The sequence below is a fragment of the Helicobacter turcicus genome (assembly GCF_019711685.1).
Lineage (GTDB): Bacteria > Campylobacterota > Campylobacteria > Campylobacterales > Helicobacteraceae > Helicobacter_D > Helicobacter_D turcicus.
In genome coordinates, this window is the sequence record NZ_JAIGYQ010000008.1 from 18,945 (window position 1) to 42,267 (window position 23,323).

A 23,323-nucleotide genomic window follows, 5' to 3' on the forward strand; every position below is an offset into this window, starting at 1 on the left:
AAGTTTTAGGTAAAAAGTTTTGAAAAAGTGGGAATTTTTAGGGATTTAAAATCCATTGTTTATAATGGAGAAGTTGTGTGTTTTGGCTAAAAAGTTGTGCTTGCGCATAAAGTGCAGCTTTATCAAAAAAGTTTGGGTTTTTTAGTATAAAGTCCATAGAAAAACATAATGCTTCCTTAGAGTTTAGTGGAATTAGGATTCCACCTTTTGCGCTTTGACATTGAGACTTGGAATCCAAAAATTTTCCTTGAGGGGCTAAAATTTCTCTAGGAGCGCAATCTGTGGAGATAATTGGAATCTTTAAAGCTAAGGATTCTACTAAGACATTTGGAAAGCCTTCATGATTTGATGCAAATAAAAAGCAATCCGCACAACTTAGAGGAGCATAAGGATTCTTAGTTTTACCAAGTAAAAACACACTAGATTCTAATTTAAGTTCTAAAATTTGCGCTTTTAGGGTGGATTCTAGCTCTCCTCCACCGATAATAAAAAGCGAAGCTTTGTCTTTAAAATCTTGCATAGCATCAATGAGTAAGCGGTGATTTTTACCGCTATCTAAGCGACCAATACTTATGAAAATGAATTTACCTTGTGCCTTTTGGTCTAAAATTTGCAGAGATAAAGCAGAATCCTCTAGGCTTTGTGCATGGATTTTTTCAAGATTAAAAAAGTTTAATAAAAGCGTGGTTTTACTCGGACTTACTCTAAAATTTTGGATTAAATCTTGCAGGTTTTGGGGAGAGTTTGCGCTAATTTTATTTGCTTTGTTGTAGAGCATTTTGATTAAAAAGCGATTGATTTTAGAGTTTAAATTTCCATAGCCATATTGTAAGCTAGGATGACTACGTTCGGAAATTAAGATTCTAGGTTTTTTAGTCCCACATAGCAATCCTGCTAGAATGTTAATGTAGTTTGGACGTGTCATTAAAGAGAGTGAAATATCGCAGTCTTTTAGGAGTTTTTTGTATTTTAATGCTAAAAATGGAATTTTTAGAAATTTTTGGATTCCGCTCTCTTGTGTGCTGTTATTCCCTAAAATAACTTTTGGAATCTCTTTTGGGATAGAGTAATTACAAATATCCTCTAATAATACAAGTTTAAGCGCACATTCTTTTTGTAAGGCTTCAAGCAAAAGCGAGGTAATACGTTCTGCTCCTCCTGCTCCTAAGGAATACAAAAGAATCATAACGCGTTGTTTTTTGGGCTGCATTAAAGCTTCTTTTTTAGAATCTCAAGTGTTTTTTCTGTCATGTTTTTTGGGCTAAACTCTTTTATAATATGCGCTCTTGCTTGCTCTTTTAGTTTTGTAAATTGTGCAGAATTTTTAAGTACATAAAGGGATTTTAAGCACTCTAATGCGCCTTTTGAATCTTTTGGAGTGAAGCAAAATTGATAGGAATCTTGATTAAAATTTGCAATAACCTTACTCTCGCCAACATCACTAACAATTGGTACACAGCCACAAGCCATTCCCTCTGCAATAGAGTTTGAAAAACTTTCTGTATAAGAAGTAGAAACAATGCAATCAAAAAGCGGATAATAGTGTTCCATAGCATTTTTTGCGCCTAAGAACTTCATAGAATAGGGTGCTAGAAGTTCCGTGCAAGTGTGTAAAATTTCTAGATTACTTTTACCTAAAGATACAAAGGCAACCTTGTCCTTTTTGCTTCCTAAGCTTTCCAAAAATTCTTTTGCTACAAGTGCGAGTAAGGGATAGTCTTTAACCGCATGCATTCTAGCAGAAATCCCAAAAACAAAGCAATCTTGTGCAATTCCAAGCTCCGCTCTTAGCGCACTAGAGTCGCTTGGACAAAAACGTTTTGTATCAATTCCATTATGCACAACAAAGGCTTTCTTCATAAAATAGCCTTTGCTTTTGTAGAAATTAATCGCATCTTGAGAATTACAGATGATTGCATCTGCATAGCGGCTTAGGAATTTTTGTGTATAAAAATAGAGCTTAGAAGCAAAGGGGAGTTTGCTAACATTAATCGCACTAGAGCGGAATCCAAAAATAACTTTACATGCGTTTCTTTGCAGTTTCCCACACAGCAAACTAAAAATATTCATCTCTGGCATAAAGGCGTAAATACAATCAGGGTTAAAGGTTTTTATGAGCTTATAATAACGGAGTAAAAAGCTAAAATCACCGCGTCCCTTTTTCTCTAAACATGTGTGAGGGATTGTATGAATTTCAGATTCTAACTCTCCTCCACCATAAAGGGTGCAAAGATGCAGTTCTATTTCTTTGTGTTTTGTAAGTTCTTTTGCAAGGAGAATCCATTGTCGCTCTGCCCCACCAAAATTAAGTGAGCGGATAGCAAGAATAATCTTTAATTTTGGGTTTTTAGTTGTTTTAGATTCCATTATTTTTCAACGCGTTGGCGGATTTTTAGCTTTGGCAGGAAGGATACAGGTAAAAATAAGCAGACAAATACTTGGAGCGCAAGTAGATTTGGACGGATTGTTAGGCTTTGGAGAATCTTTTTAAACGCTTTTTTGCGGTTGCCACCTTGTCGGTAGAGCAGTGCAGCAGTCGCACAGAGCTTTGCAAGATGTGCTGGGCAACATTTTAGACGTTCTTTGTAGAAAAGCAAAATATCTTGTTCGTAATTTTTTACCATTTCTAGGGGTTTGTATTTTAGGTTTTGTGTTAGGGATTCTGCGTGGATTCTGTAAAATTTAAGCGGTTTGTGTAGATAGTAGCAAGGGCGGTTTTTGTGAAGTTTTAGCCACAAAAGCCCCATATTTCCGCGTTGTAAGTTTTCATTAAAACGCCTTTGTCCTAGCAATTTGCGCTCAAAAAGTGTCAAAAATTCGCCATCTAAGCGACCACAAAGCACTTCTTGAAAACTAATTTCGCGTGATTCACTAACTCCCTTGCCACTTAGAAATCCATCATCACTTCTTGTGCAGTTTGCAATTATGATCCCATATCGACGCTCAAAGGCTAGATAAACATTAATCATCTGTGAAACTGCTTCTTTAAAAAGCAAATCATCATCGTCTAAAAGCATAATTAGCTCACCACTTGCATGGTCTAAGCCATTATTGCGGTTCCCAGCACTACCTTTAGCATGGGAGTTTTGCACAACTTTAATATGGGGATTTTCTTCTGCATATTCACAAGCAATATTAAAGGTATTATCACTAGAACCATCATCACTAACGATAATCTCTAGGTTTGGATAGTCTTGTTCTAGCAGACTCTCAATGGATTCTGTGAAAAAATACTCACGATTATAAGTTGTTAAGATAATGCTAACTTTTGGAAAGTTTGGATTCTTGGGTGCTTCTTCTAAAATCTTTTGGGAGAATTCTTTGGGTAAATCTTTAATATTTAATTGGGTTTGCATTAGAAAATATCCTTGTGCGTTATGGAAGTTAGAATGCCATTTTGTATTTTGTAGATGGAATCGCAATTTGCAATCGTGCTTAAGCGGTGTGCAATGATAAGAAGTGTTTTGTGTTCTGAGATTCTATAAATTTCCTCCATTATCTTAGTCTCCACTTGCGAGTCTAGCGCACTTGTGGCTTCATCAAGCACTAAAATTTCAGGATTACCATAAAGTGCGCGCGCAATGGCAATACGTTGTTTTTGTCCGCCACTTAGTGCGATTCCACCATCGCCTACTTGCGTATGAATTCCTTCTTTGCTTATTAAAAAATCATAAATATTTGCGCTCTTTAGTGTAGCAATAATTTTTTGTTCATCAAAATCTCTCCCAAAAGCGACATTTTCTGCCACACTTCCGGAAAAGAGATACACATTTTGAGGGATATAGCCAATTTTAGTGCGCCAATTTTTAAGAGTATTTGTATTAATTTCTACACCATCAACTAAGATTTTTCCTTTTGTTGGGCTAAGTAAGCCAATGATGACATCAACAAGTGTGCTTTTACCGCTACCAGACTCCCCGATAAAAGCGACTTTCTCTCCTTTTTTAATGCGAAGATTAACACCCTGTAAAATTGGCTTATTTTGGTAGCTAAAATGGATATTTTCTAGCAAGATTTGTTCGCTAAAATCCACTTTTTTTTCGCCTAGATTTTTGATTTTCGTGTTTAAATCTTGATAGATGATTTCAAGGGAGCGGAAGTTAAAAATGATTTTATTGTAGGAATCTAAAATGCGATTAATAGAGGGTAATAGGCGATAGAGTGCCAACACATAGATTGAAAGCAAGGGTAAGTAGCTTGTTATATTGTTAGAATCTTTAATAAAAAGATAAAGTGCTACGGCAATCATCATACAAAATCCGATGGCTTCAAGCAAAAGACGAGGAATGTGAAAAAAAGTTTGGTTTTTAATATTTGCTAATGAATAGCCCCAAAGAGAGCTAGAAAAGGTTCGCATAATTGCACTATCATCACTTTGGAGTTTGATGATTTTGTAGTTTCCAAAGCTTGAGCTAAGGATTTCAAAAAAACTCTTTTGATGTGTTTCTTTTTCTCTGCCTTGATGTTTGATTTTTAGAGTAATAATGCGCGCCATTAGGAATCCAAAGAGTGCTAACATTAGCGTTAAACCTAATGTGATTTTAAAATTTACAAATAACAAAGTGCCATAAATTAAGAGCACAACAAAAACTTCTGAAGTCATAAACAAAGCTGCGGCTAATAAAATTGTGAAATTATGCGCTTCTGTGGTGATTGTTTTTGTTAAATAGCTTGTATTTTTTGTGAGAAACTCTTCGTAATTTAGCCCTAAATAGTTCCTAAAAAGGCGTCCAACGATTAAATAATAACGTCCAAAAGTGAAACGTGCAAGCAAGTGTTGGTAAAGGAGATTTATAAGGCTTCTAAAAACATAAAATGCAAGCAAAGCCACGCCAAAAGTGATAACAAAATCCCTTGCAGTTTGGAATCCAAAAAGTGTGTAAGGAAAGGAAAAATAAGGTTTGCTCTCAATTAAGGTGAAATCACTTGCAACTGCCATAAAAGGAGCGATTGCCGAGATTCCAATAAGCTCTATTAAAGAGATAAGCAAAGAAAGCAATAGCAATCCATAGATGTATCGCCAATCGTGGTTTGAGAGGATGAATTTTAGTTTAGAAAGCATAGAAACCTTATGTTTTTAGGGTGTATTATAGGATAAATTTAGTATGAATTTTTTTAAATACGACGAAAACTTAGTGCTTCTAATAAATGCGATTTTTTAATACGTTTACTCCCCTCTAAGTCTGCAATACTGCGTGAGAGGCGCAAAATTTTATCACTTCCACGTTTTGAGATTCCAAATTTTTGTATCGCTTTTTCTAAGATTTCTTGTTCTTCTTGTAAGAGTGCGCAAAAGTTTTCAAATTCAGCACCTTCAAGCCTTGCATTAAAGCAACCCTGTCCGCGTTCTCTTTGGAATTTAAAAGCATTTAAAACTTGTGTTTGCAGGGTTTTGGAATCCACGCGGTGAGCATTTTTACTAGATTCTAAATGTGTGTTTTCTTGCATTGCTACAAAAATATCTAAGCGGTCCCAAAAAGGGTCAGAGATTTTAGATTTATAGTCTTTGATTTCTTTTTGATTGCAACGACACTCTTTAGTAAGACTTAAGAGATTCCCGCAAGGACAAGGATTCATAGCACCCACAAACATAAAGTCTGTGGGATATGTAATTTTTGTCTGTAAGCGCGAAATTGTAAAATTATGATTTTGCAGAGGCTCACGTAAGGATTCTAAAATGCTTTTTGGAAAATGCGGAAGTTCATCAAAAAACAACACCCCCATATTTGCAAGTCCAATTTCACCCGGTTTTATGTTTTGTCCAACAGCACTTCCTAAAATCGCAGCCTTTGTGGCACTATTGTGTGGATTTCTAAAGGGACGATTTGGTGAGATTTCAAGCGTGGTAGCCGCAAGTTGTAGCATTGCATTTAGAGTTAAGGGTGGGAGAATATAAGGAATCCTAGAGGCTATCATGCTTTTTCCGCTACCTGCACTGCCCTCAAATAGAATATTGTGAAATCCACAAGCGGCAATTAGCGCAGCTCTTTTTGCTCTTTCTTGTCCGATAATGGCGTGAAAATCTAAGGGAAAATCTTGCGTGTAGTAAAACTTCTCATTATGAGTTGGAATCTCTAAGTATGCAAAGGGCAAGGTGGAATCATAAATTTGCAAAGGAGGGGGATTTTGAAGAATATCTAGAGCTTCTTTTAGAGATTCTGCATAATAGGCTTTTAGATTTGGAATCTTAGAATAAAACTCTTGCGCACTTTTAGGGAGAATAAAGATAGAATCGCAATTTGCGTTGCTAAGAAGGGAGAATAACAGCGGATAGATTGCAGGTGTGTCTTTAATGCGTCCATCAAGCCCTAGTTCGCCAAAGGCAAAGATTTTTTTCTCTTGCGTGGTCAAGTTTAGTGTATTGTGTAAGGCAATTAGTAATGCAATGGGTAAATCATAAAAGCTCCCTTGTTTTGGTAAATCTGATGGGGAGAGATTAACTGTGATTTTAAGAGGTGGAAACTTAAAGCCATTTGCTAGAAGAGAGGATTGCACTCTTTGCCTTGATTCTTGGATTGCATTGCCTGCAAGCCCTGTGATAGAAAAGGACGGCAGGGCACGTGTGAAGCTTACCTCTACTTCAACTTCTTTAGCAACAATACCAATTTGCGCGGCACAAAATAATGTGTTTATCCCCATAAAAGTTCCCTATCATAAAGATGCCCTTAGTTTAGCAATTTTGCTACAAAGAATAAGTGAATTTTAAGAAAATGAAATTTTTTTGTCTGGTTGTGTAGCTACTTGTAACATTTTACTTAAAAACTAGCATTGCATCTAAGTGCTATGTGATTCAAATATTTTGTTTTAGGATATATTCTCTATTTGTGCGTAAAAATTCTTATAAAATTGCATAAACTCTCCTTTTAAAATTGCTTCCCTAGCATCACGTACAAGACTAAGATAATACGCTAGATTATGAATGCTAGCAAGACGAAAATAGCTTATTTCTCCCGCACGGAATAAATGGTGTAAATATGCGCGTGAATGCTTGGAGCAAGTGTAGCAGTGGCATTTAGAATCTAAGGGTTGTGTGTCAAGTTTAAAACGTGGGGATTTGATAGCGAACTTTCCAGAATGTGTAAAAATTGTCCCATTTCTTGCATTACGTGTCGGCATTACGCAATCAAACATATCCACTCCTCTAGCAATGGCTTCTACAATATCTTGTGGTGTGCCAACACCCATTAAATAACGTGGTTTTTCTTTTGGTAAAAGGGGAGTGGTAAAATCAAGTGTGGCATACATTTGAGTATTTAGCTCACCTACTGCGAGTCCTCCAATTGCATAACCATCAAAATCTCCAAGACTTGTTAAATCCCTAGCACTTGCTTCTCTAAATTCTTTGTCTATTCCGCCTTGCACGATTGCAAAGATATTGTTAGTTAGGATTTTGTTAGAATCTGCGGTGATTTGTTTTTTGAAATTGTGATAGGTAATTGCCTCTTGCGCCCATTTTGTCGTGCGATTAATAGAGGAAATAATACGTTCTTTGCTTGCTGGTAAGCCCACTAAATCATCTAAAATCATCATAATGTCGCTATTTAAATTGTATTGGATATCAAGCACCTTTTGGGGTGAGAAAAAATGCCTAGAGCCATCAATATGGCTTTTAAATACGATTCCATCTTCTCTGTGCTCGACATTATTATTTAGGCTAAATGCCTGAAAACCTCCACTATCTGTCAAGAAATTTCTAGGAAATTTTGTAAATTCATGGAGTCCTCCAAGTGTTGCGATTGTTATATCATTAGGGCGCAAATATAAATGGTAAGTATTTGCTAAAATAATGGGTGTATCAAGCTCTAAGAGATCATTAAAATCTAACGCTTTGATGCTTGCTTGTGTGCCAACAGGCATAAAAATAGGCGTTTGCACTTCTCCATGTGCGAGCTTTAGAATTCCAGCGCGCGCATTGCCATCGGTTTTTTGCAGATTAAATTCCATTTTTAACCTTTTTTTGCTACATTTTCGCCAATTTTTAGCGCGTTTAGGGGAATATATGCGAAAAGTGCTTTGTGTTTTAAACGGAATTGTAGCAAAAGAATTCCTAACAACCTTAACATTAAAACACTTAGATAAAAATGCATATATTTTTGTTTCTTTGGATTCTAATCTTTTGCCTAAAAATCTTCCACAAGATAGTGAGGCATATAACTTTGACCCAAGTGCTTCTAATAAATTAAAAGAAATTTTAACCCCAGAAATTACAGATTGTTATATTGTTTTACAAGATGCTAAAGAGCGTGAAGCGGTGTATCATACGTTGCGTGGGTATAATAAAATGCTGCAAATTACAATGCTAGGGGAGATTTCACTAGTAAGAAGTGATAAGCAACTTATTATGCTAAATGAGGCGCACTTGCTAAGTAGCCGTTTGTTTGAGAAATTCCCAAATGTTCCAAAAACTGCTAAAAGCATAGGTTTAGGAGAGGGTGAGATTATGCAAGTTAGTGTGCCTTTTGGTAGTCCTTATGCTTATCGTAGTGTGGGTGTGATTAAACAAAAGAAATGGAAAATTGCTGCAATTTACCGCAATAACAGCTTAATTTTGCCCAAATATTCCACAACGATTCTTCCAAATGACGCGCTTTTGATCATAGGAGATCCGGATACACTTTGGGATATTTACCATCGTATTAAAGAGGAATCAGGGCAGTTTCCAACGCCTTTTGGACGTGATGTGGTGTTATATTATGATTTACTGCATTCTAAGGATTTAGAAAGCTATTTGCGCCAGACAATTTGGCTTTTTAAGCATTTTAAAAATAAACGTCTAGAAGTGTGCTTTTTGAATCCTACAGATATTGCGACAATAAGAATGATTGAAAACCATGAGCTTTTAAACACAGGAGAGGTTTCTTGGCGTATTGAGTATCACGAAACTTCATTAAAGGTGCTAATTGAGAAGGATAGGGCAAGTAAAAACATCGGCTTAATTTTATTAGAGGAATATTGTTTTAGTCATTATCGCGGGTATTTGTTAGATTTAGGGATTCCGCTTTTAAAGTTTGGGGTGGAGCTTATAGAGAGTTTAACACATAGCGTTGTGGTTTTGCCAAGAGATACGGAGGAGGCAGAGAAAATTTCTTCTGTGGTATTTGATTTTTCCACACAACTAGGCTTGAAAATCTTGCTTTATGATTTTGATCCAAATGAAGAAAATCACGAACAAGCACTAGATTATTACAAACATATTGCAAAAGTGTTTAATAAAAAGCTAGAAATTGATACTTCTAGTGCGCAAAATCCAATCCTCTGGTTAAACCACCAAAAAAATATGCTACAAATTCTGCCTTTAAGAAAAGCAGGAATTAAACGTAATCCGCTATTTTCAATGTGTGATGTAGAGAATCTAAGCGCATATTTAATTAAGATCCCGCAACTTTTTGTGCCAATTTCTGTTTAAAAGAGTGTGATATTTTCTATTAAACGCACATTAAAGGCTTCACTTTGTGTATTTTTGCTTAAGATTAATGCGTTTAGGCAATAGGGTAAGCTTAGATGACGTTCTTTTAAGTAAATTTCTATGGTTTTACTAAGTTTTTGGAGTTTGCTTGGGGTTATGTTGTGAATAGGTTCAAATCCGATTCCGCTTTTGACTTCAAAAAAGTGCAAGACTTCATCTTTTTTTGCCACGATGTCAATTTCACCAAAACGTGTGTTGAAGTTGCGCTCTAAGATTGTATAGCCCTCTTTTTGCAAAAAGACACAAGTATAATCTTCAGCCTTCTTGCCTTTTTGAGTTGTAGAATCTGTGTTATTTTTCAATGCGAATCATTGTCGGTTTAGCTTTAACCACTTCAAGTGCGCTTATGCGTGCAACTGCAAGCCTAATCTCTGCTTCCTTGCAAATATGCGTTGAGAGTAAAAGCGTGGAGTAATGCTTGTGGTTATGCTGTAAAAGTGTATCAATAGAGATTCCAATCTCTCCTAAGATAGTGGCAATTTTTGCAAGCACTCCGGGCTTATCTAGCACTAAAATACGCAGATAATACGCGCTTGTTATCTCTTCTATAGGTTTTAGTTTTAAGATGTGGTTTGTAGTTTTAAATCCTAGCATTGGGGAACTTTTAGTACGTGCGATTTCAATAATATCAGAAATCACAGCACTTGCCGTAGCCTCTCCTCCCGCGCCTGCTCCATAATATAGGGTTTCTCCTACATAATCACCAACGACACTAATAGCATTCATTACACCATCAACCTTGCCTAACATTGCGTCTTTTGGTAAAAATGTCGGATGCACCCGCAATTCTATACAATCACCATCTTTTTTAGCAATGCCTAGAAGCTTTAGGTGGTAGCCAAATTCCTTAGCAAAGGCAATGTCTTCTTGTGTGATTTGTGTGATTCCTTCAATCAACATGTCATTTGGGCGTGCGTCAATCCCATAGGCAATGCTTGCAAGGATTAAAAGTTTATGTGCTGCATCAAATCCTCCAACATCAAAGGTTGGATCTGCTTCTGCATAGCCTAATTCTTGAGCTTCCTTTAGCACTGCATCAAACTCCATGCCGAAGTCTTTCATTTTGGTTAAAATAAAATTACAAGTGCCATTAATGATTCCATGAATGCTTAAAATATGATTTGCTCCTAAGCCATCACGCAAAGCTTTGATGATTGGGATTCCACCTGCAACACTCGCTTCAAAGCCTATAGGCAAGTCCCCAGCAATTTGTTGGAGACTATAGCGATGGTAGGCTAACATTGCTTTATTAGCAGTTACTAGAGATTTGGAATTCCTTAGGGCTTTCTTAGCGATTTCAAAAGGCGTATCCACACCCCCTGTTAGCTCTAAGACAATATCAATTTCAGGGTCATTTAGGATTTCATCAATATTATTGGTAATAGGAAAATCAAAAATTTCACGGCTTTTGGAGAGGTCTTTTACTGCGCCTTTTTTAATATAAATTGCACAGCCAGCACGTGCTGCAATTAAGTCTTGATTTTCTTTTAAAATCTTTGCAACACTCCTGCCAACCGTGCCTAAACCAATGATTCCTAATGCAAGTTCCTTCATATATGCCCTTTATGAAAACTAAAGGGCGATTATAGCGTTTTTTGGTAAAATGCGCTATTTACTTTTAAGGGTAGGTTTTGAGAATAGAACAAGTTGAAGATAATTTTTATATTTTACATGGAAAAATGAAAGAAATGACTGATTATTACGACTTAAAAGTGCTTTTAGAGAAGCGCAAACAAGCAGGAAAAGTGGAGGTGCAATTTAAGATTCCACAAGCAAAAGAGATAAATTTTTTTATTCTTGGTTATTTGCTAAAGCTTGCACGCAAAGATGGTTTTAAATTTCGCTTTTTAATTGCGAGTCCTTATTTGTATGAGAGTTTGCATCGTTTTGGACTACACATATTCTTTGAGCTAGAAAATGGAAGTTAGAAATGACAATGTGGAATACTATTTATAGCCATTTTGAACCCGTCGCCTTTAGCATATTTGGAATCTTAGTGCATTGGTATGGAATCATGTATGTTTTAGCACTCTTAGTAGCGTTGTTTGTAGCAAAGTGGCTCGTTAAAAAAGATTCCTATCCTATCTCAAATGTAATGCTTGATAGTTATTTTATTTGGGCAGAAGTGGGAGTGATTTTAGGTGCGCGTTTAGGTTACATTATCTTTTATGATCCCTATGCTTTGTATTATCTAGGGAAGCCATGGCAGATTTTTAATCCTTTTGACCATAATGGGCAGTTTGTTGGAATTCGTGGAATGAGCTACCATGGAGCTGTGATTGGATTTTTAATTGCGTCTATTCTTTTTGCAAAAGCAAAAAAGATGGATTTTTGGCTTTTTATGGATTTAGCTGGGCTTAGTATCCCGCTAGGTTATGTATTTGGACGTATTGGAAACTTTCTAAATCAAGAGCTTGTAGGGCGAGAGACAACAAGCGGTATTGGAATCTTAGTAGATGGAATCCTAAGGCATCCTAGCCAACTATACGAAGCATTTTTAGAAGGGATTATAGTGTTTGTGTTATTGTATTTGTATCGCAAAAGAGCACGTTTTATTGGAGAGATTGGAATCTTATATGGAATGCTGTATTCTTTAATGCGTTTTATAGCAGAGTTTTTTAGAGAGCCAGATGCGCAACTAGGCTTTATTGCATTTGGGTGGCTAACACAAGGGCAGTTGTTATCCTTGTTTATTGGAGGATTTTGCTTTGCGCTTTGGTTGCATAAGGGAGTACAAAATAAGGGAAAAAATGGCTAATATCTCTTTGCAAAATATTTCTAAACAATACGATTACAAGGCGATTTTACAAGATGTATCTTTGCATATTGAAGACAATGAACGTGTGGCAATTGTCGGGCGCAATGGTGCAGGAAAATCCACATTACTTAAGATTCTAAGTGGAGAGCTAGAGAGTGATTGTGGAACTAGAATTTTAGAGGGTGATTTGGAATTAAAACATTTAATCCAAAAGCCACATTTTAAAGCCGGTCAAACTACAAAAGAAGCTATCATAGAAGCCCTTAGTGAGCAGAATTTTGCAAGAGAGCGATATTTTGCAGTGGGAAAATTGCTTGAGAATTCTCCAGAGGATAAGGTGCTTTTGGCTGAATACGCACGACTTACAAATTTTTTAGACCATCACAATGCTTGGGATTTAGAATCTAAAATCAAGCAAGTGCTAGAGACTTTTGAGCTAGAGGAATTACAAAATCGCTATGTGAATTTGCTAAGTGGGGGAGAACAAAAGCGTGTGGCATTAGCGTGTTTGCTACTCCATAAGCCTGATATTTTACTACTTGATGAGCCTACAAACCATTTAGATGTGCAAATGGTAGAGTTCTTAGAAGAGATGCTTTTGCGTGGAAATTTCACATTAGCGTTTATTAGTCATGATAGATATTTTATTGATAAAGTTGCAACGCGCGTGGTGGAAGTAGAAAATGGCAAAATTAGAAGCTTTAGGGGCGGATATGGCGATTATCTGCGTCAAAAGGAAGCCTTGTTATTAAGTTTAGCTAAAAGCCATGAGACACTGCTAAAACACTTAAAAGCAGAGGAGGAGTGGTTAGCACGTGGTGTCCGTGCAAGAGTTAAACGCAATGAGGGGCGCAAAGAACGCATTATGGAAATGCGTAAAATGGCAAAAGTTAATCCCTCTATTATCCGCAAAATGACTTTAGAATTAGAGAGGGAGCGCAAAAATTTCAATCAAACAGAAGGAATAAATCGTAAAAAAATGCTTTTTGAAGCTAAGGATTTATGCAAGGAAATTGAGGGCAAAATGTTGGTGCGCAACTTCAGTGCTAGGATTTTACAAGGGGATAAGATTGCAATTGTCGGGCGCAATGGTGCAGGAAAATCTACATTATTAAAAATACTTTTAGGAAGTGTTGCGCCAAGTAGCGGAAGCATTGAATGCGGAGAGGCAAAGATTGGCTATTTTGACCAGCATAGAGAAATGTTAGATGATAGTAAAGACTTGTTGGAGACTTTTTGTCCTTTTGGTGGAGAACATATTGAGGTACGTGGCAAGAGTATGCACATTTTTGGCTATTTAAAAAATTTTTTATTTCCCAAAGAGTTTTTAGATAAGAAAATTGGAGCATTAAGCGGGGGCGAAAAAAATCGTGTCGCTCTAGCTTTGCTTTTTACAAAAGCTTATGATTGTTTGATTTTAGATGAACCAACAAATGATTTAGATATTCCTACAATCAATATTTTAGAGGAGTATTTGCAAAGCTTTGAGGGAGCAATTCTATTTGTAAGCCACGACCGCTACTTTGTAGATAAAATTGCAAAATGCTTGTATGTGTTTAAAGGAAATGGTGAAATTGTAGAATCACACAGAAGCTTTAGCGAGTATTTAGAGATTCAAAGTGAGTTAAGGGAATATGCAGCTTTAGAGCTAGAGTGCAAACAAGATTCCATAACACAAAAGCAAGAATCCCCTAAAGAAACACAAAAGAAAACGAAGTTAAGCTACCACCAAAAACGTCTCTTAGAGATTCTACCACAAGAAATTGCAAGTTTAGAAACAGAGCTTAAAGCCCTAGAAAACCTGCTTTATAACGGCGTTTTAAGTATGCAGGAATTGCAAGAAAAATCCTTAGAATTTGAAGAGAAAAAAGCACTTTGTGATGCAAAGATTTTGCAATATTTAGAATTAGAGGAGAAGAAAGCTTCTTTGTAAAGTTTTTGTAAAAACTCTTGACAAACACTAAGTGTCAGTATTTATAATGTGCAATGCAAATTTTTAAACAAGGAAGATTAATGCAAAAAAATCAGCAACATTCAAGGCGAGAATTTTTTGAAACATCTGGTAAAATTGCTTTGTTGGGGGCTTTTGGTGGTGGTTTTAGCTCCCTATTTGCGCAAACACAAAACAACAAATCAAACACAACAATGCAGCTTACAAACACTGCGAGGGAGAACTTTATAAAGCTTTTTGGAAAGGAGAAATTTCCTCTTAGTGTGAGTGATAAAGAGTTTTTTGAGGGTTTTATAAACTTTGCACTTGATGAAGCACTCACACAATCAAAGCTAGAAATACAAGAGTATATAAAAATCGCATTAGCAGCACTAATTGCGATTCCATCTTTGAGAGAGTTTGAGATAATCTTAAGCGCAGCAATGCGCAATGGCATAAATCCTGTGGAGATAAAAGAGATTCTCTATCAAGCTGTGCCTTATGTGGGTTTTGGATGTGTAAGTAGTTTTATCACAGCTACAAATGCAATTTTTAAAGAGCATAATATTTCTTTGCCCCTGCAATCACAACGCACGACAAATAAGGCAAATCGACAGGAAAAGGGCTTGAATATCCAGCGACAAATCTTTGGTGTCGCTATTGATAAAGGCAATGCAGAAGCTCCGCAAGATGAAAAACACATTAGAACATTTTTATCTGCAAATTGCTTTGGGGATTATTACACAAGAAATGGGCTAGATTTACGCTTTAGAGAACTTTTAACATTCGTATATTTAAGTGCGCTAGGTGGGGTAGATGCGCAAGTTAAAGCGCATGTTAGTGGAAATGTCAATGTTGGCAATGGCAGAGATAAGTTAATTGCTGTAATCACCGCTCTTATTCCTTATATTGGCTACCCTAAAGCTCTAAATGCTATTGCTGCTATTGATGCGATAACTTTACAAAAACCAAAACAAAACTAAGGAGAAAAAATGAAAAAAATTTTATTAGCAGGTGCGCTATGTGCCGTTGTATTTTTGGATTACGCATTTTGTGATTCTGTGGTGAAAAAAGAGCTAGCACAGCAAAAAGTTGAACGCAATTTAGTTAAATTGAAAGGGGATTCTAAGATTTTTAGCGGTGAGGTGAGTGTGCAAATGCTTTTTGATAAGGAAGTATGGAGGGATTTTAATGGTGCTTTAGTAGAATTTGCTCCAAAGGCTAGAAGTGCGTGGCATACACACCCAGCGGGGCAAACGCTTATCGTTACAAAAGGCACGATTTATACCGGCACAAAAGATGGGGTTGCAAGCGTGGCAAAAGAGAGTGAAGTGATTTCTTGTCCGCCTGATGTGGAGCATTGGCACGGAGCTGGGCTAGAATCTAGTGGAGCGCATATTGCCCTGCAGCAATTTAAAAATAATGCGAATGTGGTATGGGGACAGAAGGTAAGTGATGAAGAATATAATGCGGCAATAAAGAATGCAAAATAAGAAGCAAAATATTTTATAGCCTTATTGGAATCTTAAAGGAGAGATATGCGAAAGTTGATTCTATTAGTATTATTGGTTTCTTGGGTGTTTGGCGCAGAAGCAAAGGTAAAAACGCTTGTGATTGCTTCTCACCCTTATCCTAATTCTTCTACCTTTATCAAGTCTTTAGAACAAGCAGCAAGAAGTGTGAAAAATGTGGAAGTGCGGAATCTTGAAAGTATTTATGGATATGATACGCGCGCAATTGATGGGAGCTTAGAGCGTGAAATTACAAGGAAGTATGAGCGGATTGTATTTTTGTTTCCAACGCATTGGTTTAATATCACGCCGATGATGAAAGCGTATTTAAACGAAACTTGGGGTAGTGTTGGTCCAAATCTATGGCAGGGTAAGCAAATGTTAGTTGTCTCTACTGCAGGTGGTGGAAGCTCTACTTATGGCAAAAATGGCAGAGTGGGTGTGGAACTTGCTGATGTGTTTTTAAGCATGAAAGCAAGTGCAGCGCACGCAGGAATGGAATATCTTCCACCCCTTGTTTTTCAAGCAGTGCGCACAAGTGAGCTAGAAAACTACAAAAATGCTTTCATAGAGCGTTTGAGTCGCTAAGATTTTTAAAAAATTTTTAAACAAAGGAGCGATATGAACGCATTAGTAGCGTATTTTAGCGCAAGTGGAATCACAAAAGAGGTGGCACAAAATATCGCAAGTGTGCTTGAAGCAGAACTCTATGAGATTCTACCGCAAGAGCCTTATACAAAGCAGGATTTAGATTGGCGTGATGAAAACTCACGCACGACTTTAGAATGCAAAGATAAAAGCTCCCGCCCTAAAATTGCGAATTTTAAGGATATATCTTCTTTTGATGTGATTTTCGTGGGATTTCCGATTTGGTGGTATAGTGCGCCTCCTATTATTTTTACATTTTTAGAATCCCAAAGTTTTAGCGGTAAAACACTTATCCCTTTTTGCACAAGTGGTGGAAGTGATTTAGGCAATACCCCAAGAGATATGCAAAAATGTGCGCTAGGGGCTAACTTTAAACAAGGGCGATTGCTCCGTTTTGGTGAGAGTAAGGCAAGCATTAGAAAGTGGATTAATACACTAGGTATTATGGAGGCTTAAAGGTAAAAGTAATGGCATATACAATTTTAGAAGTGGAGAAAAAAACAGGCATTCCCTCACGCACATTGCGTTTTTGGATAAGCAAAGGGTTATTTCCTTTTATAGAACGTGATAAAAACGGAATCCGCTATTTTGCAGAAAGTGATGTACGTTGGGCAGAGTGGGTGAATTGTTTGAGGAGTTGTAATATGCGCATTAAGGATATTAAACGTTATATTACTCTCGCAAAAGGTGGAATCCAAACTGCAAAAGAGCGCAAGGAATTGCTAGAGCAGCAATTTGCAGACCTTAATGAACAGCTTGAAATTCTAAATGTAGCGCGTAAAAAGATAGAATCTAAAATTGCTTTGTATAATCAAATGCTAGAAACAGGGATTGATTTCTTAAATCCTAATGATAAATCTTATGCGATTCCAACACAAAATGAAAAAAAGTAGCATCGGTTGCTTAGATTAAATAAAGCTTAGATTTTTTAATTTTTCACAAAAACTCTTGACAAACACTAAGTGTCAGTATTTATAATTTCAAAGTTCAAAGATTCTAAAATTTACATATTAAGGATACACAATGTCAAACAAAACAAATAAAAACCATCGCAGGAAATTTTTGCAAAAAGTAGGTGTAGGAGCAGCAGGAGCATTGCTCATAGGAAATGCACTTTTTGCAAGAGATGAGGCAAGATTTAAGCAAGAGTCTTTGTCTCTTGGCAAAGAATGGGATAAAACTTTTAAAAAAGATAGCGCAGTTACGCACAAAAAGGTAACTTTTCATAACCGCTATGGAATCACACTTGCTGCGGATTTATATCTGCCAAAAAATCTAGCTAAAGATTCTAAACTCCCGGCCATAGCCATAAGTGGTCCCTTTGGTGCGGTAAAGGAGCAATCAAGCGGACTTTATGCACAAACCCTAGCAAAAAATGGCTTTATTGCTTTAGCTTTTGATCCAAGTTACACAGGAGAAAGTAGCGGAACACCACGTTATGTAGCTTCCCCTGATATTAATACAGAAGATTTTAGTGCAGCAGTGGATTTTCTAAGTGTTTATCCTAATGTTGATGCTAATAAAATCGGGATTGTAGGGATTTGTGGTTTTGGAGGATTTGCGATTAATGCAGCAGCAAATGATCCGCGCATTAAAGCAACCCTTGCTTCTACAATGTATGATATGAGTCGTGTGAATGCTAATGGGTATTTTGATAAGGAAAATAGTAAGCAGGCAAGAAATAAAAAACGTAAAGAGTTAGCAGAGCAGAGAATTAAAGATTATAAGGCAGGATCTTATACCTTAGCAGGAGGCGTGGTAGATCCTTTACCAAGTGATGCACCTGAATTTGTGAAAGATTATTATGCGTATTATAAAACAAATCGTGGTTACCACAAACGTTCCTTAAACTCCAATAGCGGGTGGAATCTCACTGCAAGTTTGCCATTTCTTAACATGCCAATTTTAACTTATAGTGATGAGATAGAGACTGCAGTGCTTTTAATACATGGAGAAAAGGCGCATAGCAGATATTTTAGTGAAGATGCTTTTAAAAAGTTACAAGGCAGCAATAAAGAACTTTTTATTGTAAAAAATGCTTCACACACAGATTTATACGACCAAGTGGATATAATACCTTTTGCAAAAATCACAGAATTTTTTAAGCAGTATTTGGGCTAGAGAGGGAATATGCAAGCATTGTTGATTAATGGTAGTAAAAAGTTTGGTAATGATGGTACAAGGCTTAATCACACTTTGCAATCTGTGGCAAAAGAGGTTTTAGAATCTAAGAGTTATAGAGTGTTAGAGACAAGCATTGATAGGGGCTATTCGCCACAAGAGGAGATTGCAAAAATTGCAGAATCTAATCTTATCATCTATCAAATGCCAGCGTGGTGGATGGGGGAACCATGGATTGTGAAAAAATACATTGATGAGGTGTATCTTATGGGTGTGGGGGTATTGTTTGCAAATGATGGGAGAAGTTCTGCTAATGAAAGTTTAAAATATGGAAGCGGTGGGTTAAGTGCAGGAAAAAAAGTTATGCTTAGTGTAACTTGGAATGCACCAAAAGAAGCCTTTGTAGAATCTAGCGGGTTTTTTGAAGGCGTGGGTGTAGAGGGCGTGTATCTGCATTTGCGCAAAGCGCATGAATTTTGTGGTATGGAGTGGTTACCGATTTTTATGTGTAATGATGTGGTGAAAAATCCGCAAGTGGAACAATACATAAACGCATATAAAACACATTTGCAAAAGTATTGTTAGATCTGTTGATAACACGAGTTTAAACTCGCTAGATTCCACTATTAACTCCACCCTTTAAAGCCTTTTTGATTAAGGCTTTCTTTTTTATTTTTGTAAATTTTCTTTGAAGTTTTAAAACGAGCTTAAATGGGGGGCATAAATGCTTGTATCTGTCAATTTGGTCTATTTTTAAATTGCAATTCTCAATTTTTGCAATCAAAGCATTAAAAGAATCTTTTGCAAAAAAATTCTCCAAATATTCCATAACTTTTTGCAAATCCGCAATATTTCTAGAGTTTTTCTCTTTATTGTGTGTTGTGGAGCTTTCGTTGTGGGAGTAGTAATATAAAGGCATTGGAATGTATTTTATTGTTTTAACATAAGAACAATAAGTTAAATTATGTAAAACATCTTCAGCATAGATTAAGCCGCTAAGATTTTTAAGGTTATTTTCGTAGTTTTTAAGAAAAAGTTCTTTTTTGAAAGCCCTTGACCACATGGGTGTGAAGAGTTCAGTCGGTGCATTTTCGCAAAGCCATAAATGCACAGCCTCATCAAAACTAAAGCTTGAGATTGCGTTTGTTTTCAAAAAGTTGTGTTCGTGCTTGAGCCACTTACCCTCAAGTTCACAATAACAATCAAAGAATAACCATTCTGCCCCCCCCCTTCTTTAAAATTTTCATAGACAAGCTCACAAGCATTTAAATCCAAAAAATCATCACTATCTAAAAACATTATAAATTCACTATTTGAAGCTAAAACACCTCTATTGCGACTTACAAAGGGTCCTAAATTTTGAGAATTTTTTATAATCTTAATACGAGAATCTTTATTTGCAAATTCTTTAACTATCTCCATACTTTTATCCGCACCACAATCATCAACACAAAGAATTTCTATGTCTTTAAGGCTTTGATTTATAGCACTCTCTAAAGTTCTTTTTATAAATTTTTGAGCGTTATAAATAGGGAGGATTAAAGAAATTTTTGGCTTATGCATTATTTTCCTTATTGTGTAAAAGTGTAATTTAATGCAAAATTATACAAAAATATGTAGAATCTGCATTTCTATTTAAAGTGGTAATAACAATACAAAGGTAATCTTATGGAATCTATTATTTTGCATAATGGTGTAGAAATGCCTAATATTGGGCTTGGGACTTATAAACTCAAAGGCAAAAAGGGTATAGAGGTTATGCAAAATGCACTTAAACTTGGATATAGGCTTTTTGATAGTGCGCAAATGTATGGAAATGAAAAGGAGTTAGGGGAGGCGATTAGGAGAGGTGATAGTGATTGCACACTGCAAAGAAAAGAGCTTTTTATCACTACAAAGCTTTCTTGTAATATGTCCTATAAGAATGCACAGCAGAGTATAGAGCAAAGCCTTGAAAATCTTGGGCTAGATTTTGTAGATTTGCTTTTAATCCACGAGCCTTACCCTAATGCAAAAGAAATGTATAAAGCCTGTGAGGAAGCTTATCACAAAGGGCTTACACGTGCAATTGGAGTCTCAAACTTTTATGGTAGATTTTTAGAGGATTTTTTAGAATTGATACATATACCCCCTATGCTTAATCAAATTCAAGCGCATATTTTCTTTCAACAACACTCCTTTCATAAACTTTTGGAATCTAAAGGCATACATTTACAAGCTTGGAGTCCTCTAGCTAGTGGGGGTAATGGAATTTTTACAAACAAAACTTTACAAGAAATTGCTACAACACATAAAAAAAGTGTTGCACAAATTGCATTGCGGTTTTTACTAGAGAGGGGGATAAGTGTCATTCCAAAGGCTTCCACCCTTGAAAGATTGCAAGAGAATTTAGCAGTTTTTGACTTCTCCCTCACGCAAGCACAAAAAGAGGCAATCACACAGCTTGATACTAATAAAAGCCTTTTTGGTTGGGATTGTTAGATTAAAATATTTTTAAGCAATTCTCTGCTTTATTTAAAAATCTCAAAATATTAAGGATTAGAAATGTTGATGAAATTTAAAGATAAAGAACCGCAAATTGCGAGTAATGTTCTTATTGCAGAGGGTGCTAAGGTTATTGGCGAAGTAGAGATTGGAGAGGATTCTAGTGTGTGGTTTAATTGTGTGCTTAGAGGGGATGTTAATTTTATAAAAATTGGTAAGCGCACAAATGTTCAAGATTTAACAACCTTGCATGTGTGGCATAAAGCTTATGATGCAAATGGAGCAGAGATAGATGCTGGTTATCCTGTGGAGATTGGAGATGATGTAACCATAGGACATAATTGTGTGATTCATGCCTGTGTTTTAAAAAATCGTGTTTTAGTGGGAATGCATGCTGTGGTCATGGATGGGGCTGTGATTGAGGAAGATAGCATTGTTGGAGCTGGAAGTGTTGTAACAAAGGGCAAGAAATTTCCACCCCGCTCGTTAATTTTGGGCAATCCAGCGAAATTTGTAAGAGAGTTAAAGGACGATGAGGTCGCATTTATCAAGGAATCGGCACAAAACTATGTGCGTTTTAAAAATGCCTTTTTGTGATTCTTAATTGCTACAACATTTTCATGTATAAATGTTTTTATGTGTGAAAATGTTACTTTATCTTTATGCACAATTGTTGATTTTATTTGCCCTCAATAATTTTTAATTTTTCTTACATTACACTAAAAAGATAATAAATAATTTACTTTAGGAGTGATTATGTGGCAACAAGTCGTTGATCCTATGGGGAATATTTGGCTAAGTGCAGCAGTGGCATTTCTGCCTATTTTGTGCTTTTTGTTTTGTTTGCTTGTCTTTAAGCTTAAAGGTTATCAAGCGGGATTTCTAACCGTTGTTTTGGCTTCTATCTTGGCATTTTTTGCTTATGGAATGCCTTTTTCATTAATCGGGGCTAGTTTTGTGCAAGGTTTCGCGCAAGGAATGTGGCCTATTGCGTGGATTATTATTGCAGCGATTTTTCTTTATAAACTTTCTGTTAAGTCGGGTTCGTTTGAAGTGATTAAGCAGAGTGTTATGTCTATCACACCTGACCATAGAATCCAAGTGATTTTAATAGGTTTTTGTTTTGGTTCATTTTTGGAGGGAGCTATTGGTTTTGGGGGACCTGTTGCTATTACTGCGGCTTTGCTTGTTGGGCTTGGATTGAAGCCTTTGTATGCAGCGGGGCTTTGTTTGATTGCAAATACTGCTCCTGTTGCTTTTGGCGCGGTTGGGATTCCAATTATTGCTATGAGTAATTTAGTAGGAGTTGAGCAATATGCGGTCTCTGCAATGGTTGGTAGAATGCTAGTGCCATTAAGTTTAACAGTGCCATTTTTTATTGTGTTTTTAATGGACGGATTTAAGGGTATTAGAGAAACATTTCCAGCAATTTTTGTTGCAGCAGTTAGTTTTACAGCAACGCAGTTTGTAAGTTCTAACTATTTGGGTGCAGAATTGCCCGATATTGTTTCAGCGATTGTTTCTCTTGCTTGCACAACTTTGTTTTTAAAATTTTGGTCTGTTAAAAATGTTTTTAGACTTGATGATGTCAAAGATTTTTCAAACCATAGCCAACTTGAATTTGGTAAAATTTTTAAAGCTTGGTTGCCTTTTATTTTATTGATTCTATGTATTGTTGTTTGGACACAGCCTTGGTTTAAAGCACTCTTTGCTAAGGGAGCAATTTTTGATTACACACAAGTTACAATCGCATTTAATAATATTCAAGGCGGTATTGTGGATATGAATGGTAAGCCTATTGGATTGAGTTTGCCGATTAATTTTGTGGCATTGCAAGCAGGAACGGCGATTTTACTTGCGGCATTTTTAACTATTTTCTTTTTAAGAATCAAAGCAAGTGATGCGAGTGAGTGCTTTTGGGATACACTAAAAGAAATGGCGATTCCTTGTATTACAATTGGTTTAGTTGTTGCTTTTGCCTTTATTGCAAAAAATTCTGCTATGAGTGCGACTTTGGGATATGCTTTTGCGCAAACAGGTAATGCTTTTGCATTCTTTAGTCCTGTGATTGGCTGGATTGGTGTTTTCTTAACAGGAAGTGATACAAGTGCAAACTTGCTTTTTGGTCCTTTACAACAAGTAACTGCTAGAGAGCTAGGAATCGGCGAAGCATTATTTTTAGCAGCAAATTCAGTAGGTGGAGTTGTTGGTAAAATGATTTCGCCACAATCTATTGCTATTGCGTGTGCGGCAGTAGGGCTTGTAGGGCGCGAGTCAGATTTGTTTAAATTTACACTTAAATATTCTGTTGGATTTATTATTCTTATAGGAATTTGGACATTAATTATTGCAACATTCTTAAGTGGGATTATTCCTGAAATTGTGCCTTTAGCACGATAGGGTAA

24 protein-coding genes are annotated in these 23,323 nt (G+C 36.4%); 14 read left to right on the top strand and 10 right to left on the bottom strand.

What is annotated here, in order from left to right:
- Positions 1 to 37: 37 nt before the first annotated feature.
- The 6 genes from K4G57_RS06365 to tgt all read right to left on the bottom strand — a co-directional run bounded on the left by K4G57_RS06365 (position 38) and on the right by tgt (position 7,944).
- The gene (locus tag K4G57_RS06365; protein WP_221532350.1) at positions 38 to 1,210 is read right to left on the bottom strand and encodes a glycosyltransferase; all 1,173 of its coding nucleotides are present in this window, start codon (positions 1,208 to 1,210) and stop codon (positions 38 to 40) included.
- The gene (locus tag K4G57_RS06370; RefSeq protein ID WP_221532351.1) at positions 1,210 to 2,367 is read right to left on the bottom strand and encodes a glycosyltransferase; all 1,158 of its coding nucleotides are present in this window, start codon (positions 2,365 to 2,367) and stop codon (positions 1,210 to 1,212) included. Before K4G57_RS06370 ends, K4G57_RS06365 begins: the two co-directional genes overlap by 1 nt.
- The gene (locus K4G57_RS06375; RefSeq protein ID WP_236033257.1) at positions 2,367 to 3,356 is read right to left on the bottom strand and encodes a glycosyltransferase family 2 protein; all 990 of its coding nucleotides are present in this window, start codon (positions 3,354 to 3,356) and stop codon (positions 2,367 to 2,369) included. The genes K4G57_RS06370 and K4G57_RS06375 overlap by 1 nt, the downstream gene beginning before the upstream one ends.
- Positions 3,356 to 5,062 carry an ABC transporter ATP-binding protein gene (locus K4G57_RS06380; RefSeq protein WP_221532352.1) on the bottom strand — a complete coding sequence of 569 codons (1,707 nt, stop codon included), beginning with the start codon at positions 5,060 to 5,062 and terminating at the stop codon, positions 3,356 to 3,358. The genes K4G57_RS06375 and K4G57_RS06380 overlap by 1 nt, the downstream gene beginning before the upstream one ends.
- A 53-nt stretch (positions 5,063 to 5,115) precedes the next feature.
- Positions 5,116 to 6,639 (bottom strand): YifB family Mg chelatase-like AAA ATPase, encoded by a 1,524-nt coding sequence (locus K4G57_RS06385; protein ID WP_221532353.1) that lies wholly within the window; start codon positions 6,637 to 6,639, stop codon positions 5,116 to 5,118.
- A gap of 165 nt (positions 6,640 to 6,804) precedes the next feature.
- Entirely contained in the window at positions 6,805 to 7,944 is a 1,140-nt protein-coding gene (tgt, locus tag K4G57_RS06390; protein ID WP_221532354.1) for a tRNA guanosine(34) transglycosylase Tgt, read from the bottom strand.
- A 55-nt stretch (positions 7,945 to 7,999) separates the two neighbouring features.
- On the opposite strand from tgt, the gene K4G57_RS06395 reads away from it, so the two are divergent.
- On the top strand, positions 8,000 to 9,406 hold the full coding sequence (locus K4G57_RS06395) for a TrkA C-terminal domain-containing protein (RefSeq protein ID WP_221532355.1): 1,407 nt from the start codon (positions 8,000 to 8,002) through the stop codon (positions 9,404 to 9,406).
- Here K4G57_RS06395 and K4G57_RS06400 read toward each other — a convergent pair.
- Both K4G57_RS06400 and K4G57_RS06405 read right to left on the bottom strand, forming a co-directional pair.
- Positions 9,403 to 9,768, bottom strand: a complete 366-nt coding sequence (locus K4G57_RS06400) for a YraN family protein (protein WP_221532356.1) — start codon at positions 9,766 to 9,768, stop codon at positions 9,403 to 9,405. The two genes, K4G57_RS06395 and K4G57_RS06400, sit on opposite strands and share 4 nt — an antisense overlap.
- Positions 9,758 to 11,020, bottom strand: a complete 1,263-nt coding sequence (locus K4G57_RS06405; RefSeq protein WP_221532357.1) for a homoserine dehydrogenase — start codon at positions 11,018 to 11,020, stop codon at positions 9,758 to 9,760. Before K4G57_RS06405 ends, K4G57_RS06400 begins: the two co-directional genes overlap by 11 nt.
- Before the next feature lie 77 nt (positions 11,021 to 11,097).
- Between K4G57_RS06405 and K4G57_RS06410 the strand changes: the two genes are divergently transcribed.
- From K4G57_RS06410 to K4G57_RS06455, 10 genes are all read left to right on the top strand, one after another.
- The gene (locus K4G57_RS06410; RefSeq protein WP_221532358.1) at positions 11,098 to 11,394 is read left to right on the top strand and encodes a hypothetical protein; all 297 of its coding nucleotides are present in this window, start codon (positions 11,098 to 11,100) and stop codon (positions 11,392 to 11,394) included.
- Between the two features lie 2 nt (positions 11,395 to 11,396).
- On the top strand, positions 11,397 to 12,224 hold the full coding sequence (gene lgt, locus K4G57_RS06415; RefSeq protein ID WP_221532359.1) for a prolipoprotein diacylglyceryl transferase: 828 nt from the start codon (positions 11,397 to 11,399) through the stop codon (positions 12,222 to 12,224).
- Positions 12,217 to 14,157 carry a ribosomal protection-like ABC-F family protein gene (gene abc-f, locus K4G57_RS06420; protein ID WP_221532360.1) on the top strand — a complete coding sequence of 647 codons (1,941 nt, stop codon included), beginning with the start codon at positions 12,217 to 12,219 and terminating at the stop codon, positions 14,155 to 14,157. Before lgt ends, abc-f begins: the two co-directional genes overlap by 8 nt.
- Positions 14,158 to 14,237: 80 nt before the next feature.
- On the top strand, positions 14,238 to 15,137 hold the full coding sequence (locus K4G57_RS06425) for a carboxymuconolactone decarboxylase family protein (RefSeq protein WP_346727940.1): 900 nt from the start codon (positions 14,238 to 14,240) through the stop codon (positions 15,135 to 15,137).
- 9 nt (positions 15,138 to 15,146) lie between these two features.
- Positions 15,147 to 15,647 carry a cupin domain-containing protein gene (locus tag K4G57_RS06430; protein WP_221532361.1) on the top strand — a complete coding sequence of 167 codons (501 nt, stop codon included), beginning with the start codon at positions 15,147 to 15,149 and terminating at the stop codon, positions 15,645 to 15,647.
- A gap of 45 nt (positions 15,648 to 15,692) precedes the next feature.
- Positions 15,693 to 16,253 carry an NAD(P)H-dependent oxidoreductase gene (locus K4G57_RS06435; RefSeq protein WP_221532362.1) on the top strand — a complete coding sequence of 187 codons (561 nt, stop codon included), beginning with the start codon at positions 15,693 to 15,695 and terminating at the stop codon, positions 16,251 to 16,253.
- A 33-nt stretch (positions 16,254 to 16,286) separates the two neighbouring features.
- On the top strand, positions 16,287 to 16,769 hold the full coding sequence (locus tag K4G57_RS06440) for a flavodoxin (RefSeq protein WP_221532363.1): 483 nt from the start codon (positions 16,287 to 16,289) through the stop codon (positions 16,767 to 16,769).
- 11 nt (positions 16,770 to 16,780) lie between these two features.
- Entirely contained in the window at positions 16,781 to 17,206 is a 426-nt protein-coding gene (locus K4G57_RS06445) for a MerR family transcriptional regulator (RefSeq protein WP_221532364.1), read from the top strand.
- Positions 17,207 to 17,336: 130 nt separating this feature from the next.
- Positions 17,337 to 18,434, top strand: a complete 1,098-nt coding sequence (locus K4G57_RS06450; RefSeq protein WP_236033258.1) for an alpha/beta hydrolase — start codon at positions 17,337 to 17,339, stop codon at positions 18,432 to 18,434.
- Between the two features lie 9 nt (positions 18,435 to 18,443).
- Complete coding sequence (locus K4G57_RS06455; RefSeq protein ID WP_221532365.1) at positions 18,444 to 19,019, top strand: NAD(P)H-dependent oxidoreductase; 576 nt, start codon at positions 18,444 to 18,446, stop codon at positions 19,017 to 19,019.
- Between the two features lie 28 nt (positions 19,020 to 19,047).
- On the opposite strand, the gene K4G57_RS06460 is transcribed toward K4G57_RS06455, so the two are convergent.
- Together K4G57_RS06460 and K4G57_RS06465 are read right to left on the bottom strand one after the other, a co-directional pair.
- Positions 19,048 to 19,587 carry a hypothetical protein gene (locus K4G57_RS06460; RefSeq protein ID WP_221561818.1) on the bottom strand — a complete coding sequence of 180 codons (540 nt, stop codon included), beginning with the start codon at positions 19,585 to 19,587 and terminating at the stop codon, positions 19,048 to 19,050.
- Positions 19,584 to 19,997 carry a glycosyltransferase family 2 protein gene (locus K4G57_RS06465; RefSeq protein WP_221561819.1) on the bottom strand — a complete coding sequence of 138 codons (414 nt, stop codon included), beginning with the start codon at positions 19,995 to 19,997 and terminating at the stop codon, positions 19,584 to 19,586. The genes K4G57_RS06460 and K4G57_RS06465 overlap by 4 nt, the downstream gene beginning before the upstream one ends.
- A gap of 105 nt (positions 19,998 to 20,102) precedes the next feature.
- On the opposite strand from K4G57_RS06465, the gene K4G57_RS06470 reads away from it, so the two are divergent.
- The 3 genes from K4G57_RS06470 (at position 20,103) to K4G57_RS06480 (ending at position 23,318) form a co-directional block, all read left to right on the top strand.
- A complete protein-coding gene (locus K4G57_RS06470) occupies positions 20,103 to 20,915 on the top strand; it encodes an aldo/keto reductase (protein ID WP_221532367.1) in 813 nt (270 codons plus the stop codon).
- Between the two features lie 63 nt (positions 20,916 to 20,978).
- Positions 20,979 to 21,515, top strand: coding sequence for a gamma carbonic anhydrase family protein (locus K4G57_RS06475; RefSeq protein WP_221532368.1), 537 nt, complete (start codon positions 20,979 to 20,981; stop codon positions 21,513 to 21,515).
- Positions 21,516 to 21,674: 159 nt separating this feature from the next.
- Positions 21,675 to 23,318: an L-lactate permease gene (locus K4G57_RS06480; protein WP_221532369.1), complete on the top strand. Its 1,644-nt coding sequence runs from the start codon at positions 21,675 to 21,677 to the stop codon at positions 23,316 to 23,318.
- The last annotated feature ends 5 nt before the right edge of the window (positions 23,319 to 23,323 follow it).

Bases quoted from the DNA above. Each gene is read 5' to 3' on its own strand.
- K4G57_RS06365 (WP_221532350.1), bottom strand. From the start codon at position 1,210: ATGCAGCCCAAAAAACAACGCGTTATGATTCTTTTGTATTCCTTAGGA.
- K4G57_RS06370 (WP_221532351.1), bottom strand. From the start codon at position 2,367: ATGGAATCTAAAACAACTAAAAACCCAAAATTAAAGATTATTCTTGCT.
- K4G57_RS06375 (WP_236033257.1), bottom strand. From the start codon at position 3,356: ATGCAAACCCAATTAAATATTAAAGATTTACCCAAAGAATTCTCCCAA.
- K4G57_RS06380 (WP_221532352.1), bottom strand. From the start codon at position 5,062: ATGCTTTCTAAACTAAAATTCATCCTCTCAAACCACGATTGGCGATAC.
- K4G57_RS06385 (WP_221532353.1), bottom strand. From the start codon at position 6,639: ATGGGGATAAACACATTATTTTGTGCCGCGCAAATTGGTATTGTTGCT.
- tgt (WP_221532354.1), bottom strand. From the start codon at position 7,944: ATGGAATTTAATCTGCAAAAAACCGATGGCAATGCGCGCGCTGGAATT.
- K4G57_RS06395 (WP_221532355.1), top strand. From the start codon at position 8,000: ATGCGAAAAGTGCTTTGTGTTTTAAACGGAATTGTAGCAAAAGAATTC.
- K4G57_RS06405 (WP_221532357.1), bottom strand. From the start codon at position 11,020: ATGAAGGAACTTGCATTAGGAATCATTGGTTTAGGCACGGTTGGCAGG.
- lgt (WP_221532359.1), top strand. From the start codon at position 11,397: ATGACAATGTGGAATACTATTTATAGCCATTTTGAACCCGTCGCCTTT.
- abc-f (WP_221532360.1), top strand. From the start codon at position 12,217: ATGGCTAATATCTCTTTGCAAAATATTTCTAAACAATACGATTACAAG.
- K4G57_RS06425 (WP_346727940.1), top strand. From the start codon at position 14,238: ATGCAAAAAAATCAGCAACATTCAAGGCGAGAATTTTTTGAAACATCT.
- K4G57_RS06430 (WP_221532361.1), top strand. From the start codon at position 15,147: ATGAAAAAAATTTTATTAGCAGGTGCGCTATGTGCCGTTGTATTTTTG.
- K4G57_RS06435 (WP_221532362.1), top strand. From the start codon at position 15,693: ATGCGAAAGTTGATTCTATTAGTATTATTGGTTTCTTGGGTGTTTGGC.
- K4G57_RS06440 (WP_221532363.1), top strand. From the start codon at position 16,287: ATGAACGCATTAGTAGCGTATTTTAGCGCAAGTGGAATCACAAAAGAG.
- K4G57_RS06445 (WP_221532364.1), top strand. From the start codon at position 16,781: ATGGCATATACAATTTTAGAAGTGGAGAAAAAAACAGGCATTCCCTCA.
- K4G57_RS06450 (WP_236033258.1), top strand. From the start codon at position 17,337: ATGTCAAACAAAACAAATAAAAACCATCGCAGGAAATTTTTGCAAAAA.
- K4G57_RS06455 (WP_221532365.1), top strand. From the start codon at position 18,444: ATGCAAGCATTGTTGATTAATGGTAGTAAAAAGTTTGGTAATGATGGT.
- K4G57_RS06465 (WP_221561819.1), bottom strand. From the start codon at position 19,997: ATGCATAAGCCAAAAATTTCTTTAATCCTCCCTATTTATAACGCTCAA.
- K4G57_RS06470 (WP_221532367.1), top strand. From the start codon at position 20,103: ATGGAATCTATTATTTTGCATAATGGTGTAGAAATGCCTAATATTGGG.
- K4G57_RS06475 (WP_221532368.1), top strand. From the start codon at position 20,979: ATGTTGATGAAATTTAAAGATAAAGAACCGCAAATTGCGAGTAATGTT.
- K4G57_RS06480 (WP_221532369.1), top strand. From the start codon at position 21,675: ATGTGGCAACAAGTCGTTGATCCTATGGGGAATATTTGGCTAAGTGCA.